General features: G+C 67.9%; 13 protein-coding genes. 7 read left to right on the top strand and 6 right to left on the bottom strand.

Features of this window, described 5'->3' with window-relative positions; genetic code table 11:
* Nucleotides 1-156 precede the first annotated feature (156 nt).
* From gspE to KF907_RS06275, 3 genes are all read right to left on the bottom strand, one after another.
* Nucleotides 157-1,647, bottom strand: a complete 1,491-nt coding sequence (gspE, locus tag KF907_RS06285; protein ID WP_291219097.1) for a type II secretion system ATPase GspE — start codon at nucleotides 1,645-1,647, stop codon at nucleotides 157-159.
* Nucleotides 1,644-3,656, bottom strand: a complete 2,013-nt coding sequence (gspD, locus tag KF907_RS06280; RefSeq protein ID WP_291219096.1) for a type II secretion system secretin GspD — start codon at nucleotides 3,654-3,656, stop codon at nucleotides 1,644-1,646. The genes gspE and gspD overlap by 4 nt, the downstream gene beginning before the upstream one ends.
* 103 nt (nucleotides 3,657-3,759) lie before the next feature.
* Nucleotides 3,760-4,701: a type II secretion system protein N gene (locus KF907_RS06275; protein ID WP_291219094.1), complete on the bottom strand. Its 942-nt coding sequence runs from the start codon at nucleotides 4,699-4,701 to the stop codon at nucleotides 3,760-3,762.
* A 166-nt stretch (nucleotides 4,702-4,867) separates the two neighbouring features.
* Between KF907_RS06275 and KF907_RS06270 the strand changes: the two genes are divergently transcribed.
* From KF907_RS06270 to KF907_RS06250, 5 genes are all read left to right on the top strand, one after another.
* Complete coding sequence (locus KF907_RS06270) at nucleotides 4,868-6,199, top strand: serine/threonine-protein kinase (protein ID WP_291219092.1); 1,332 nt, start codon at nucleotides 4,868-4,870, stop codon at nucleotides 6,197-6,199.
* A 66-nt stretch (nucleotides 6,200-6,265) separates the two neighbouring features.
* Nucleotides 6,266-6,634 carry a serine/threonine-protein kinase gene (locus tag KF907_RS06265; protein ID WP_291219090.1) on the top strand — a complete coding sequence of 123 codons (369 nt, stop codon included), beginning with the start codon at nucleotides 6,266-6,268 and terminating at the stop codon, nucleotides 6,632-6,634.
* 52 nt (nucleotides 6,635-6,686) lie between these two features.
* Nucleotides 6,687-7,031, top strand: a complete 345-nt coding sequence (locus tag KF907_RS06260; protein WP_291219088.1) for a tetratricopeptide repeat protein — start codon at nucleotides 6,687-6,689, stop codon at nucleotides 7,029-7,031.
* Between the two features lie 90 nt (nucleotides 7,032-7,121).
* Nucleotides 7,122-7,685: a hypothetical protein gene (locus KF907_RS06255; protein WP_291219086.1), complete on the top strand. Its 564-nt coding sequence runs from the start codon at nucleotides 7,122-7,124 to the stop codon at nucleotides 7,683-7,685.
* A gap of 218 nt (nucleotides 7,686-7,903) precedes the next feature.
* A complete protein-coding gene (locus KF907_RS06250) occupies nucleotides 7,904-8,905 on the top strand; it encodes an OmpA family protein (RefSeq protein ID WP_291219084.1) in 1,002 nt (333 codons plus the stop codon).
* 125 nt (nucleotides 8,906-9,030) lie between these two features.
* Here KF907_RS06250 and rhlB read toward each other — a convergent pair whose 3' ends face one another.
* On the bottom strand, nucleotides 9,031-10,749 hold the full coding sequence (gene rhlB, locus KF907_RS06245) for an ATP-dependent RNA helicase RhlB (protein ID WP_343214754.1): 1,719 nt from the start codon (nucleotides 10,747-10,749) through the stop codon (nucleotides 9,031-9,033).
* 212 nt (nucleotides 10,750-10,961) lie between these two features.
* Here rhlB and trxA point away from each other — a divergent pair, with 212 nt between their 5' ends.
* Together trxA and rho are read left to right on the top strand one after the other, a co-directional pair.
* Entirely contained in the window at nucleotides 10,962-11,288 is a 327-nt protein-coding gene (gene trxA / locus KF907_RS06240; protein ID WP_291219082.1) for a thioredoxin TrxA, read from the top strand.
* Between the two features lie 248 nt (nucleotides 11,289-11,536).
* Nucleotides 11,537-13,234: a transcription termination factor Rho gene (gene rho, locus KF907_RS06235; RefSeq protein WP_291219080.1), complete on the top strand. Its 1,698-nt coding sequence runs from the start codon at nucleotides 11,537-11,539 to the stop codon at nucleotides 13,232-13,234.
* Nucleotides 13,235-13,504: 270 nt separating this feature from the next.
* On the opposite strand, the gene nudC is transcribed toward rho, so the two are convergent.
* Nucleotides 13,505-14,455 carry an NAD(+) diphosphatase gene (nudC, locus tag KF907_RS06230; RefSeq protein ID WP_291219079.1) on the bottom strand — a complete coding sequence of 317 codons (951 nt, stop codon included), beginning with the start codon at nucleotides 14,453-14,455 and terminating at the stop codon, nucleotides 13,505-13,507.
* Between the two features lie 11 nt (nucleotides 14,456-14,466).
* Nucleotides 14,467-14,832 carry an iron-sulfur cluster insertion protein ErpA gene (gene erpA / locus KF907_RS06225; protein WP_291219078.1) on the bottom strand — a complete coding sequence of 122 codons (366 nt, stop codon included), beginning with the start codon at nucleotides 14,830-14,832 and terminating at the stop codon, nucleotides 14,467-14,469.
* Nucleotides 14,833-14,839: the final 7 nt, after the last annotated feature.

Here is a 14,839-nt window from a genome sequence, read left to right as displayed (position 1 = left end):
GCGGCGTATGACAACCTGCCCCTGGATTCACGGCGGACGCATGGCTCCGACTCGCGCAGCCTGCGATTGGCACACACGGTGCGCGATCTCCGGTTTTCGCCAGCCAAGCTGGCCAGCCGGCCCCACGACAGCCTCGCGCAGGCTGATGACCTTGCCTCACTCCTCCCGCGTCACCCGCAGCACTTCCTCGGCTGACGTGACACCGGCCAGGCATTTGCGCCAGCCGTCTTCGAGGATGCCGGGCGAGCGCGTGCGCGCGTGTTTCTCCAGTTCGGCTTCCGACGCCCCTTCGTGGACGAGGCGGCGCATGGCGTCGTCGACGGCGACCAATTCGTAGATGCCGGTGCGGCCCTTGTAGCCGCCGTGGCGGCCGAGGTCGGCGCGCGGGCGGTACAGGGTGGCGACGGTATCGGGCGGCTGGCCGAAGGCGGCGAGTTCGGCCGGGGTGGCTGGATAGGCCTCGCGCGTGGCCGGGTCCAGCGCGCGCACCAGTCGCTGGGCGAGCACACCGACCAGGCTTGACGACAGCAGGAACGGTTCCACCCCCATGTCGCGCAGGCGCGTGACCGCGCCGACCGCCGAGTTGGTGTGCAGGGTCGACAGTACGAGGTGGCCGGTGAGACTGGCCTGCACGGCGATCTCGGCAGTTTCGAGGTCGCGGATCTCGCCGACCATCACCACATCCGGATCCTGGCGCAGGATCGCACGCAGGCCGCGCGCGAAGGTCATGTCGACGCGCGCATTGACCTGGGTCTGGCCGATGCCGTCGATGTAGTACTCGATCGGATCCTCCACGGTCATGATGTTGCGCGAGGAGTCGTTGAGCTTGAGCAGGGCACCGTACAGCGTGGTGGTCTTGCCCGAGCCGGTCGGGCCGGTGACGAGCAGGATGCCGTGCGGGCGTTCGATCATGCCTTCGAGGCGTTCACGCGTGGCCGCGTCCATGCCGAGCTGGCCGAGGTCGAGGCGGCCGGCCTGCTTGTCGAGCAGGCGCAGCACGACGCGCTCGCCATGGCCGGCCGGGATCGTCGACACGCGCACGTCGACCGGGCGACCGGCGATGCGCAGGCCGATACGACCGTCTTGCGGCAGGCGCTTCTCGGCGATGTCCAGCTTGGCCATGACCTTGATGCGGCTGACCACGGCGTTGGCGATGCCCTTCTGCGGACTGAGCACTTCGCGCAGCACGCCGTCGATGCGAAAGCGCACGACCAGGCGGTTCTCGAACGGCTCGACGTGGATGTCGGAAGCGCCTTCCTTGACCGCCTCGGTCAGCAGCGCGTTGAGCAGGCGGATGATCGGCGCGTCGTCGTCGCTTTCAAGCAGGTCTTCCGGCTCGGGCAGTTCGTCGGCGAGTGCCTTCAGGTCCATGCGCTCGTCGAGGTCGGAGACCATCGCGCGCGCGTCGTCGCCCTGTTCGTAGAGGTCGCGCAACAGGCGTTCGAACGCGGCCGGCTCGTGGGACGTCAGGTGCAGGTCGGCGCCGAGATGGCGCCGCAGCTCGGCGAGGATCTCGGGACGCACGCCGGGGCGGTGCGCGATGTCGACGCCGTCGTCGCGCCAGCCGGTGACGGTAACGCCATGGCGACGCGCGAAGCCGAAGCCCGGACGCGCCGGGCGCGCGGCTGCCGGCACCGCTGCGCTCATGGCTTGCCGCCGGGTGCCGGGTTGCGCAGGAAGTCGTGCGTCTCCGGCAGTAGCGGACGCTGCGAACGCGGCGTCAGCGGCGCCGGATCCTGGCGCATGCGCAGCTGCTCGGTGCGCATGTAGTTGTACTTCTCGCTCGACACCGCCGCCTCGGTGGCCGCATCGCGCAGGATCTGCGGGCGCAGGAATACCATCAGGTCGCGTTTCTCGTTCTTGTTCGAGCGGTAGCGGAACAGGTTACCGATGAGCGGGATGCTGCCGAGGCCAGGAACCTTCGAATTGCTGTCCGAAACATTGGTGTCGATGAGGCCGCCGAGCACGAGCAACGCATTGTCGGCAACCAGCACGCTGGTGGTCAGTTCGCGCTTGTTGGTGACCAGATCGACCGCGCCGCTGACCGGCGGGGCCAGCGAGGAGACTTCCTGATGGATCTCCATGCGCACCGCGTCGCCTTCGTTGACGTGCGGAGTGACCTTGAGCACGAGGCCGACGTCCTTGCGCTCGATGGTCTGGAACGGATTGGTGACCGCGCCGTTCTGCCCGGTGCTCGCGGTGTTCGTGTACGAGCCGGTCAGGAACGGCACTTCCTGGGCGACCTTGATCTCGGCTTCCTGGTTGTCGAGGGTGAGGATCGAAGGCGTCGACAGGATGTTGGTCTTGCCGTCGCCGCGCAGTGCGCGCACCAGCGCACCGAGGTTGAGGATCTCCTTGTCGGTGCCAGGGATCTTGATCGTGCCGTCGATGTAACCGAGCGACAGCCCGCCGAGGCCGCCGAGGCCGAGCGGATTGGCGGCGAGGCCGACCAGGCTCGAATTGCCGTTCGGGCCGGTGAAGCTGGTGCCGCCGATGATGCCCTGGCCGAGCGAGCCGTCGCCACGCTGCGGGGCAGTGAACCACTGCACGCCGATCTCGCTGGCCGTGGTGTCGGCGACTTCGGCGATGATCGCCTCGATCAGGACCTGGGCGCGCCGCACGTCGAGCTGGCGCACGACTGCGGCGAGCGAACGGAACACCGCCGGTGGCGCGCTGATGACCAGTGCATTGGTCTGCTCGTGGGCCTGGATCGTCGCCGGCGAGGCACCGGCGGCCGTGCTGCCCTCGCCAGGCGTGGCGGTAGGCGGCGCCATGCCGGACAGCGTGGCCGCCACGCCCTGCAGGATGCCGACAAGGTCTTTGGCGCTGGCATTGCGCAGGTAGATCACCTGGGTATCTCCACCGCTTTCCAGCGGCGTGTCGAGGTGCGCGATCAGCGCGCGCAGCTTGAGGCGCGCATTCTTCGCACCGGCAACGAGGATCGAGTTCGTGCGCGCATCGGCGAACACGCGCGGCACTTCACCGGGTGGCGCGCTCTTGTCCTCGGCCAGCACGGTCAGCGTGCGCGCGAGTTCCGCCGCATTGGCATGCGCGAGCGGAATCACCTCGACCTCGGCGTCGGACGCGGTGTCGATGCGTTGGATGATCGACGCCAGGCGCGCGACGTTGCCGGCGCGATCGGAGACGACCAGCGAATTCGAGGTGCCATGCGCGATGAGCTGACTGCCCTGCGGCATCAGTGGACGCAGGATCTGGATCAGTTCATTGGCCGACACGTGACGCACCGGCACGATCTGGGTGACCAGTTCGTCTGGCGCGTGCGCGCGCTGGCCGTTGAGCCCGGCGGAACCGTCCTGCTGAGCCATCGCCTCGGGCACGATCTTGATCATGCTGCCCTGCGGGACCGCCGCGTAGCCGTGCACGCGCAGCACCGACAGGAACACGTCGTAGATCTCGTCAGGCAGCATCGGCTTGGCCGAGATGACCGTGACCTTGCCCTGCACGTTCGGGCCGAGGATGAAGTTGCGGCCGGTGATCTCCGAGACCGTGGCAATCAACGCCTGGATGTCGGCATCCTTGAGGTTGAGCGTATGGCGGCCATCGGCGGTCGCCGTCTGCGCGGGTGCCTGCGCCTGGGCGGCGCCGACGGCACAGGCAAGGGCAAGGAGGACGCAGCGGATCGGGGCACGCATCATCGGCGGGACTCGGTACGGAAGGCGGGTGGCGCGCAAGCGTAGCAAAGCGCGCCGGTGCGCGGGATCACGGGTTGCAGGACGATGTGGGCGCCGATGCGCGGCCTCACCGCAGCTTGACGCTCACCACCGTCGGCATGCCGTCGCGGGTCACGGTGACGCGCACCTCGCCGGCGTTGCCGAGGCTCTCGAGGATCTGCCGGCCGCGCTCGACCGAGTCGACCGGCACCCCGTTGACCGCGGTGACGATGTCGCTCGGGCGCAGGCCGAGGCGACCGAGCAGGGCACCGTCACCCGCCGCGCCCACGCGCACCCCGGCAATGCGGCCATTGTCGATGACCGGCGTGACCTGCACGTTCCTCGCCAGCGCGGCCATGTCGCTGCCGGTGGCGCGATCCATCGTCTGCTGCCAGTTTCCGGCCGCGCCATGCGCAATGTTCGGAGGCGCGAAGCTGATCGGTGCTGTCGCGACATGTGCCGGGGTACCGGGCGCGGTGTTGCGCAGCGACGCGCCGGCCGGCCCCGGTTTCGCGGAAGCGACGGCCGGCACCTCGTGGCGTTCCAGCGCGAGCACTTCCTGCACGCCGCCGTGGCGCAGGATCACGCGGTCGGCATGCACTTCTTCCAGGGTGACGCCCGGCGCGACCTCGTCGCCGACGCGCCAGGCGCGCTCGCTGCCATCGGCACCGGCAATGACGGCGAGCCCGCTGCGCGGATCGCTTTCGGCCAGGGTGCCGCGCAGGCTCAGGGCGAGGGTGGTCATCGGCGCGCCCGGCCCGGCAGCGGCGGCGCGCTGCGGCGGCGCACCGAACAGATGCCATTTCGACACGGCCACCGCCGGTGTCGCCGGCGCGGTGCCGGCCGAACGCAAGGGCGCGGCGAGGCTCGCATCGTCGGCCGGCACGAACAGCCAAGCCAGGCGTGCGAGCTGCCAGACGATGACCAGCACGAGCAGCGCACAGGCGACCATCGCCAGCCGCCCGGAATTCCGCCCCGAACGCAGCACCTGCATGCCCGCACCGCCGATTGCCATCACGTTGCCGCCCACGCCGCCGGATCGCCGCGCAATGTACCAAATCGGCGCGACGCGCCCGGAAACACCCCCGGGGGGCAAGCGAAATTCTTTCGCGATCCATGTCTGCTGGCCGGCGGTTTCCGCGTATCCCCCGATGAGACGGCCCCTCGGCCGTCATCCACGAAGGGAGACCCGCGCCATGAATCGAATCAATCACGCCACGGCAGACGCGGCCGCGGCACAACCACGTTTCCGCCCATGCAGTGGCCTCTTTCGCCGGGCCAAGGTGTTGCTGAGCGTCGTCCTGGCCGCCACCGGCCTGCCGGCCATGGCCGACTTCGGCGACCCGGACGGCCGCGGCGGCAACGCGCCCATGGCCTCCCCTTGGGAGCCCACCATCATCACCGCCCTGTCCGACTGGCCCTACGCACCCGATCCCGGCTTCCACAACGGCAACTACTTCACCGACGAGTTCTACTCGAATCCGAACGACTCGAACAACTACTTCGCCGGCAGGAAGGTCGTGCGCCTGGACAACGGCGACATCGTCGTCGCCGCCCTGGTGAAGAACCCGAACCAGAACCAGACCAACGGCTACTGGAACATCGGCCTGGTGCGCTACAACGCCGCCGGCACCCAGCGCGTGCTCTGGCCCAACGGCGGCAGCTATGCGCATGTCGGGGGCGAATACATCGTCTATCCGAAGAGCAACTCGGCCAGCTACAGCGACGTCAAGGCGCTGATCGTGGTCGGCGACAGCGAAGACGAATGCCCGGAACGCGAATCGGCTGCCGCTGCCGAACCTGTCGACCCCCTGCTCGGCGAACGCCTCGGCCCGTTCCGCGTCATCGAGCGCATCGGCCGTGGCGGCATGGGCATGGTCTATCGCGGCGAGCGCGAAGATGCCGATTTCATCCAGATTGTCGCCATCAAGCTGATCCGGCGCGGCTTCGACTTCGACGACGTGCAGGCGCGCTTCCTGCGCGAGCGGCGCATCCTCGCCAAACTCAACCACCCGAATCTCGCCCGCTTCATCGATGGCGGCGTCGCGCCGGACGGACGCCCGTGGTTCGCCCTGGAATTCGTCGACGGCAAGGCGATCACGCGCTGGTGCGATGCCGAGCACCTCGCCGTGCGCGAGCGCGTGCGCCTGTTCCTCGACGTCTGCGCGGCCGTGCAGTACGCGCACTCGCAGCTCGTCGTGCACCGTGATCTCAAGCCCAGCAACATTCTCGTCGGCGCGGACGGCAGCGTGCGCCTGCTCGATTTCGGCATCGCCGGTTTGCTCGAAGGCAACGACGATGCGACGCGCGCCGTGACCACGCTCGCCTCCTGCTACGCGCTGACGCCCGAGTACGCCGCGCCCGAGCAGTTCGCACGCACCGCAGCCGGCGTGGGTGCGGATGTCTATTCACTTGGCGTGATCCTCTACGAGCTCGTCACCGGGGTGCTGCCGTACACGCTCGACCGACACGACCTCGCCGCAGCCGAGCGCACGGTGCGCGACCACCCGCCGGAGCCGCCGACGTAGGCGATCACACGCAATGAAATCGACAAGCCGGATGCCAGCGAGCGACTCGACGCACGCAGCACCAGCATGCATGCATACCGCACGATCGTGCGCGGCGATCTCTCGCGCATCCTCGGCAAGGCGCTGGCCAAGGAACCGGAGCGCCGCTATGCCTCGGTCGAAGCCTTCGCCGACGACCTCGCGCGCTGGCTGGCCGGCGCGCCGGTGCGCGTCTCCGGAAACGGCCGCGGCTATCGCATCGGCAAGTTCATTCGGCGCAACCGCGTGGCGGTGGGCATCGCGGCCGTACTCACACTCGGCCTCATCGCCACCAGCGTGTTCGCGTTGCACGCGGCATGGAAAGAACGCATCCAGCGCGATGCCGCCATCGCCGAGGCGGCGCGTGTGACCGCCGTGGGCGAAGTCGCACGCCGCATCGGGCAGTGGAAGGCTTGAAACCGCGCAGGAAATCGCAGATTCGATCCTGCTGCTGGAGGAAGGCTATGCGATGGCCCGCGAGTTCACCGGCGACACCGGTCGCCTCACCGTGATGATAAGAAACGCACTCGCCGAAACCTATGTGCGCGGCGGGCGTCTGGCGGAGGCCGAGCCGCTGGCCGAGGAGGGTCTTGGCATCGCGAAAGCGCATCACGGCGACACCAGCCTGGCCACCGGCACGGCCTGGCGCGCGCGTGGCCGCCTGCGCATCGCCCAACATCGCGATGCCGAAGCCCGCGCCGACCTGGCCGAGGCCCGTGCCGTGTTCGAGCGCATGGGCCGGGGTGGCGAGGTCTATCTGCCGACCCTGGATCCCCTGCTCAAGGAGTTGGACGCACGGGCGGGCAAACGTTGACGGCAGCCATGCCCGCTGGCGGCGCCTTTTCGCGTACCCCCACTTGAACGACCCGATGCGGGCCTGCCGGAAGGCACCACCGAATCTGAAATGCGCGGGCGCGCGTTCTTCGTCGACCAGCCGGTCGATTTCAGGACCGGCCACGGCATTTGCGCGATCTGCCACAGCGGTCCGCTGCTCGACACGACCAACGAGCACATCGCCGGGCCGTTCCCGGCGATCCGCGTGCCTGGCATCGAGATCCCCTTCGATCCGGGCGCCGGCTGGCGCATGTTCACCAACGGCAGCGTCGAGGAGAACCGCGCCGGACTGCCGGTCAGGAAGCGGCTGCTGCTGGCGCCGGGCGACCAGTGGATACCGATCGAGAGCCCCGACATCGGCTTCGCCCTCGCCCCCGTCGTGGTCGGCATCCCGGAACGCTGCGGCAACGTGCCGCCGGCCCTGCGCGCCAACATCTTCAAGATCAACTCGCTGCGCTTCATCGGTCACACGTCGCCGTACTTCCACGACAACTCCGCGGCAACCCTCGAGGAAGTCGTCGACCACTACGACCGCTTCTTCCGCGCCGGTTTCGGTTTCACCCAACCGGCCAGCCGCATCGAGCTGAGCGCGCAGGACAAGGCCGACATCGTGGCCTACATGAAACTGCGCTGACGGGCGATCGCCCATGTCCGCTCGTGGCGGGTTTCCGCGTATCCCTTGGGAAACCCTGCACAACCCCGTCGTCCCGGCGGAGGCCGGGAACCAGTGCCTTTCATTCACTTGAAAGCAAAGGCACTGGATTCCGGCCTTCGCCGGAATGACGAGCAAGATGCAGTTCGCGCAGAGGTTCCCTTGTTGCCCCATCCCCCATCGCTCCAAGGAGACCCGTCATGTCCATTCACCCGATCCTGTTCCGCCTGGCCGCCGGCCTGTGCGTCTGCGTCGCCGCAACCACCGCATTCGCCGCCGGTGGCGGCGATCATCCGCTGGTCGGCCGCTACGAGAGTTCCGAGCTCGTCGGCCGTCATGTCAGCGCTTTCGACGAAGTCGAACTGATGAACGGCCCGATCACCGGCGACCGCGGTATCGGCGCGCCCGGCTGGATGCGCGTCGAAGGCCGCATCACCCTGCTCTACTATCGCCTGCCGGAAGGCCGCTCCTCGCTCGAGGTGTTGCGCAACTACCAGGCCAGCCTCGAAGCCAAGGGCTTCGCGATCGCGTTCACCTGCGCGACCAGCAACGGCTCGTGCTACGAGACGCCTGCGGGGCGCACGCCGCGCACCGACCCCTATTCGTTCGCCCTCGCCCTCGATGCCAATCCCGAGCTACCGAAGCTCTCCGGCGACTTCGTGCGCAACCATTTCGGCACCAACGCGCGCCATCTGCTGGCCAGACGCGCGGGTGGCGACGGCACGGTCTACGTGAGCATCTCGCTGGCCGAGCACGCCATGGGCAACCACGCGATCATCCGCGTCGTCGAAACGAAGGAGATGGACAGCGGCAAGATCGGCTTCGTCGGCGCCGACGAGATGAGCCAGCGCATCGCCGCGGACGGCCGCATCAGCCTGTACGGCATCCATTTCGACTTCGACAAGGACGTGGTGCGCGAGGATTCGCGCGAGACGCTGGCCGAAATCGCCAAGGTGCTGCGCAACCAACCGGACCTGCGCCTCGCCGTGGTCGGCCACACCGACAACCAGGGCGGCGTCGCCTACAACCGCGACCTCTCGCAACGCCGCGCCGCCAGCGTCGTGCGCGCACTCGCCAACGACCACGGCATCGACACCACGCGCCTGAAACCGCGCGGCGCCGGCGCCGACCAGCCGGTTGCTGCGAATGACAGCGAGGAAGGGCGGGCGAAGAATCGGCGCGTTGAACTCGTGCGGCTCTAGGAAACGGCCGCAGGAAGAATCCGACCGGAAAGAAACGCCGTAGGAGCGTACCCTGCGCGCGATCGCTTTTCCGCAACGCCTGAATCGCGCACAGGGTGCGCTCCTACGAACACCTCTGATCGACGTCAGCGTGCGCCGAAGAAGCGTGCGATGCGATGAAAGAAACCCGGCTTCTTGTGCGCAGCCGGTGCGGCAGATTCGGCAGGCGGCGTGGTCGCTTCGCCGCGCGAGCGTTCACGGCGCGGCTTGCGTTCGCCGGGCTCGTGGTTGCCGCTGCCGTTGGTCGCGACTGTGGCGGGAGCTTCGCCGCCCTCGTGCTTGCGCCGGCCACGGCCACCGCGGCGGCGGCGCTTCTTCATCGGTTCACCAGTGGCGGGATCAATGGCCGGATGCGGCGATGCCGGCGCCGGCGTATCCGCCACGGATTGTGCTGCGGCCGGTGTGGCAGCCGCCGGACGCGGTGGACGCGGACCTTCGCGGCGCTCGCCGTCGCGGCGCGGACCACCACGACGCGAATCACCACGCCCTCCGCGCGAAGGCGGTCCGCCACTGCCGCGACGCGGACCGGATTTCGGCGGCGGTCCAGCCGTGTTGCGCGCATCGTCGGCGGCGTCCTCGGCCTCGTCGTAGACGCTGACCGTGCCGTCTGCGCGCGGCTTCGGCGGCGGCACGACCAGCAGGTCGGCAGTCACCGGCGCGGTCGGGATCTTCTGCTCGATGTAGGCCTCGATGTCGGGCAGGCCGATCGCGTAGCGGTCGCAGGCGAAGCTGATCGCGTCGCCCTCGGCGCCGAGACGCGCGGTGCGGCCGATGCGGTGCACGTAGTCCTCGGCATCCTGCGGCAGGTCGAAGTTGAATACGTGCGAGACGGCCGGGATGTGCAGGCCGCGCGCGGCGACGTCGGTGGCGACCAGCAGTTCGATCTCGCCGCGCTGGAATTTGCCGAGCAGGCGCTCGCGCTTGGCCTGCGGCACGTCGCCCGAGAGCGTGGCGACGCGGTAGCCCTGGCGTTCGAGCGCGCGGGTGACGCGCTCAGCCATGGCCTTGGTGTTGATGAAGACGATGCTGCGGTGGTCCTCGAGCTTGCCGAGCAGATTGAGCAGCAGCGGCATCTTCTCTTCGTTGGCCGGAAAATAGACGACCTGGCGCACGCGCGAGGCGGTCACCGTTTCGCTCTCGGCGGTGACCTTCTGCGGGCTGTTCATGTGCTCGTAGGCGAGTTCGAGCACGCGCAGGCTGAGGGTGGCCGAGAACAGCATGCCCTGGCGCTGCTCGCGCGGCGGCATGCGCCGCAGCAGGAAGCGGATGTCGGCGATGAAGCCGAGGTCGAACATGCGGTCGGCCTCGTCGAGGACGACCGCATCGACGCCACGGAACGAGACCACATGCTGCTTGAGGTAATCGATCAGGCGACCGGGCGTGGCGATGACGATGTCGACGCCGGCCTTGAGCATGTCGCGCTGCTTGTCGTAGTCGACGCCGCCGTAGATCAGCGCCGAGGTCAGTCCGGTGTGACGGCCGATGTTGCGGAAATCCTTCTCGATCTGGATCGCCAGCTCGCGGGTCGGCGCGAGGATGACCGCACGTGGATCACCGGTGCGGCGCTCGACCAGGGCCGGCTTCGTCAGCAGGCGGTTCAGCACGGCGACGAGGAAGGCGGCGGTCTTGCCGGTGCCGGTCTGCGCCTGGCCGGCGACGTCGAGGCCCTGCAGCGCGACCGGAAGGGTCAGCGACTGGATCGGCGTGCAACGCAGGAATCCGGCCTCGGTGAGGCCCGCGAGCAGGCTCGGGTGCAGGTCGAAACTCTCGAAGACGATGTCGGTCAGGGGTTGCTGGTGTGGCATTCGTATGCGATCTCGTGGAACTGCGGGAGCCGCGGACTTGTGTCGGGGCGGGAATGCCCCCAACTTGCGCGGGACAGCCGACATGGGCTGAAATGGACCAGCGAGCGGGATTGCACCGTGTCCGGTCCGCATCGAATCAAACCTTGACAGTGTAGCGGATGATGCCGGCATGCGCTCGGCAGGCCCCGCCCCTTCCCCTTTGGAGACCCCGCGTGAGCCAGCAGATTGCCCACGTCAACGACGACCAGTTCGACACCGAAGTGCTCCATGCCAGCCAGCCCGTGCTGGTGGACTTCTGGGCCGAGTGGTGCGGCCCATGCAAGATGATCTCGCCGATCCTCGACGAACTCGCCGCGACCTACGAAGGCCGCCTCAAGGTGGCCAAGGTCAACATCGACCAGAACCCGAAGACCCCGCGCAACTACAACGTGCGCGGCATCCCGACCCTGATGATCTTCAAGGATGGCAAGGTCGAGGCGACGCAGATCGGCGCGGTCAGCAAGTCCCAGCTTGCGCAGTTGATCGACCGCACGATCTGATCATCACCCGTGTCGGCGCGCGCGAGCACCTGCAGGGGCTCCTGCAAGGGGCTCCCGCGTGCACATTGAAGTTTCCTCGTGAAAGCGCCCCTGCACGGACGAGGTCAACCGGAAATCTCCGGGCGATTGCGCCCTGCCGTCACCCGATGCTAAGTTAGCCGCAGTCCGAAGGAGCGCATCCGCTCCCGCGAGCGGACATCCCCCCGCATTCCTTTCCCTCCCCAACGGCACCCCATCGAGGTCCGTCCGTGTCCGATATCGACAATCCCGAGAGTGGCGGCAGCGCCACGCCCCCGGCGCGCACCGAAGCGCGCGCACGTCCTCCGCGCAGCCCGCGCAATGCGCCGCGCGAAGACGCGCCGCCGCCGCAACCGACCCCGGCCGAGCAACAGGCCGACTACGTGCCACCGAACACCGACTACACGCCACCGCCACCGATGGCCCCGGCCGGCGACGGCGATGGTGCCGGTGACGGGGCTGGCGGCGAGCAGGGCCAGGGCGGCCAGCAACGCCAGCATCCACAGCAGGGCAACAACAATCAGCATGGCGGCCAGCAGCGCCAAGGCCGCAACCGCCGTGACCGCGACCGCCGCGGCGGCGGAAACCGGTTCCAGAATCCGCAGCATCGCGGCCTGCCGCAGGTCGACGAGGAATGGGTCGAAGGCCGCGAGACCGGCCCGCTGATCGACCTCAACGAGCTCAAGCGCAAGAACGCCTACGACCTGCTCGCCATGGCCGAGCAGCTCGGCATCCAGGAAGGCGTCGCCCGCGCGCGCAAGCAGGACGTCATCTTCAACATCCTCAAGGCACATGCACGTGCCGGTGGCGGCATCTACGGCGAGGGCGTGCTCGAGATCCTGCAGGACGGTTTCGGTTTCCTGCGTGGCCCCGACCAGTCCTACCTCGCCGGCCCCGACGACATCTACGTGTCGCCGTCGCAGATCCGCCGCTTCAACCTGCGCACCGGCGACTACATCGCCGGCCGCATCCGCCATCCGAAGGAAGGCGAGCGCTACTTCGCCTTGCTCAAGGTCGACCACATCAACGGCGAGCCGCCGGAAGCCTCGAAGAACAAGGCGCTGTTCGAGAATCTCACGGCGCTGTTCCCGCGCAAGGCCTTCCGCCTCGAGCGCGGCAATGGCTCGACCGAAGACATAACCGGCCGCATCCTCGATCTGGTCGCACCGATCGGCCGCGGCCAGCGCGGCCTCATCGTCTCGCAACCGAAGGCCGGCAAGACGATGATGCTGCAGAACGTCGCCCAGGCGATCGTGCACAACCATCCGGACGTGCACCTGATCATCCTGCTGATCGACGAGCGCCCCGAGGAAGTGACCGAGATGCAGCGCGGCGTGCGTGCCGAGGTCATCAGCTCGACCTTCGACGAACCGGCCACGCGCCACGTGCAGGTCGCCGAGATGGTGATCGAACGCGCCAAGCGCCTGGTCGAGCACAAGAAGGACGTGGTCATCCTGCTCGACTCGATCACCCGCCTCGCGCGCGCCTACAACACGGTGATCCCGTCCTCGGGCAAGGTGCTGACCGGCGGCGTCGACGCCAACGCCCTGCAGCGCCCGAAGCGTTTCTTCGGCGCCGCCCGCAATGTCGAAGAAGGCGGCTCGCTGACGATCATCGCCACCGCCCTCATCGACACCGGCTCGAAGATGGACGAGGTGATCTACGAGGAGTTCAAGGGCACCGGCAACATGGAAGTGCACCTCAACCGCCGCATCGCCGAGAAGCGTGTCTACCCTGCCATCGACATCAATCGCTCCGGCACGCGTCGCGAAGAACTGTTGATCGACCCGGACATGCTGCAGAAGATCTGGATCCTGCGCAAACTGCTGCACCCGATGGACGAACTCGCGGCCATGGAGTTCATGCTCGACAAGATGAAGAACACCAAGTCGAATGACGAGTTCTTCAACTCGATGAAGCGCGGGTGATCCAAACCCGCGCAGGAATAGGCTGCCGGATACGGCCGCAGGAAACGGCTGCGGGAATCAGCCGCCGGGAAGCGGCCGTCGGAAACGGCTGCAGGAATCAGCTGCGGGAAACGACTGCGGGAACCAGCCGCCGGAAACGGCTGTAGGAAACGGCTGTAGGAAACGGCTTCAGCCGTGATGCTCCTGCTGTACAACCCCCCAAAGAACAAGCATAGCGACCCAAACCGTTTCCTACGAAGAACCCCGCGCTGGCGCAGCCGGCAACGTCGCTCAGCGCCACGCCAGCGGATCAGCGTAGTCGCCGAGTTCCAGGCCGCCGGCATTGCGCAGCCAATGTTCGATCAGGCGGTACGACACGGACACCGGTGGCGGCAGCAGCAGCTCGCCCGAGCGCAAGCCGTCGATGAAGGCATCGACCTCGAACCAGCGCGCGTCGGCGAGTTCGGCACCGACGCGGATCGCCGGATCATCCGCCCGCGCAGTGAAACCGAGCATCAGCGAGGCCGGAAACGGCCACGGCTGCGAGGAGTGATAGTCGCAGTCGACCACGTTCACGCCGGCTTCCTCGGCGACTTCGCGACGCACGGCATCCTCGAGCGTTTCACCCGGTTCGACGAAGCCGGCCAGGGTCGACCAGCGCCCGGGCGGCCAGCTCGGCTGGCGCCCAAGCAGACAGGCATCGCGCCAGGTGACGATGACGATGATCGCCGGGTCGGTGCGCGGATAGTGCTCGATGGCGCAGTCCGGGTTCGTGCATTTGGCGCGGTGACCGGACCATTCAAGCACCAGTGCGCCACCGCAGGCGCTGCAAAACTGCGTGCGCGACTGCCAATGGACAAGTGCGCGCGCATAGGCGAACAGGCCGGCTTCGAACGACGGCAGGGCCAACCCGGCACGGCGCAGGTCGAGGAAATCCGCATCGGCGGCCAGCCGCGCGGCGGCATCGGCTGCCGCGGCGAGTGCGAAGTACGGCCGCCCGGCCTCGTCGCAGCCGAGAAAGCAGGATTCGTCCGCGCCCGCGAGCTCACCCAGCTCGAACAGGCGCAGATGCGCATGCTGCGTGTCGACGATCGCTTTGCCTTCGGCGCTCAGCACGAGAAAGCGCGCCGTGGCGCTGGCACGCAGATCGGCGATGAAGCCGGCGTCGCCGCGCCGCTCGGCGCAGCGATCGAGTGCCAGTGCGGAAAAGACGTTATTGCGGCTGCGCAGCGCGGCGCTCACGCCGGTACCGGTCAGACCGCGAACGACGAGCCGCAGCCGCAGGTCGTCTTGGCATTGGGGTTGCGGATTACGAACTGCGCGCCGCTCAGTGATTCGGCGTAGTCGATCTCCGCACCGTCCAGGTATTGCAGGCTCAGCGGGTCGACCAGCAGGATCACGCCATCACGCTCGACGGCAAGGTCATCCTCGGCACGCTCCTCGTCGAAGGTGAAGCCGTACTGGAAACCGGAGCAGCCGCCGCCGGTGATGTAGACGCGCAGCTTGAGCGCCGGATTGCCTTCCTCGGCAATCAGTTCGCCCACCTTGCTTGCAGCGGCGTGAGTGAACACCAACGGTGCCTCGGCGGCATCCAGATATGTCGGGGTGGGGGTTTCCATCACGGTT

The sequence above is a fragment of the Dokdonella sp. genome, from assembly GCF_019634775.1.
Lineage (GTDB): Bacteria > Pseudomonadota > Gammaproteobacteria > Xanthomonadales > Rhodanobacteraceae > Dokdonella.
This window is presented reverse-complemented; position numbering and strand designations above follow the sequence as displayed.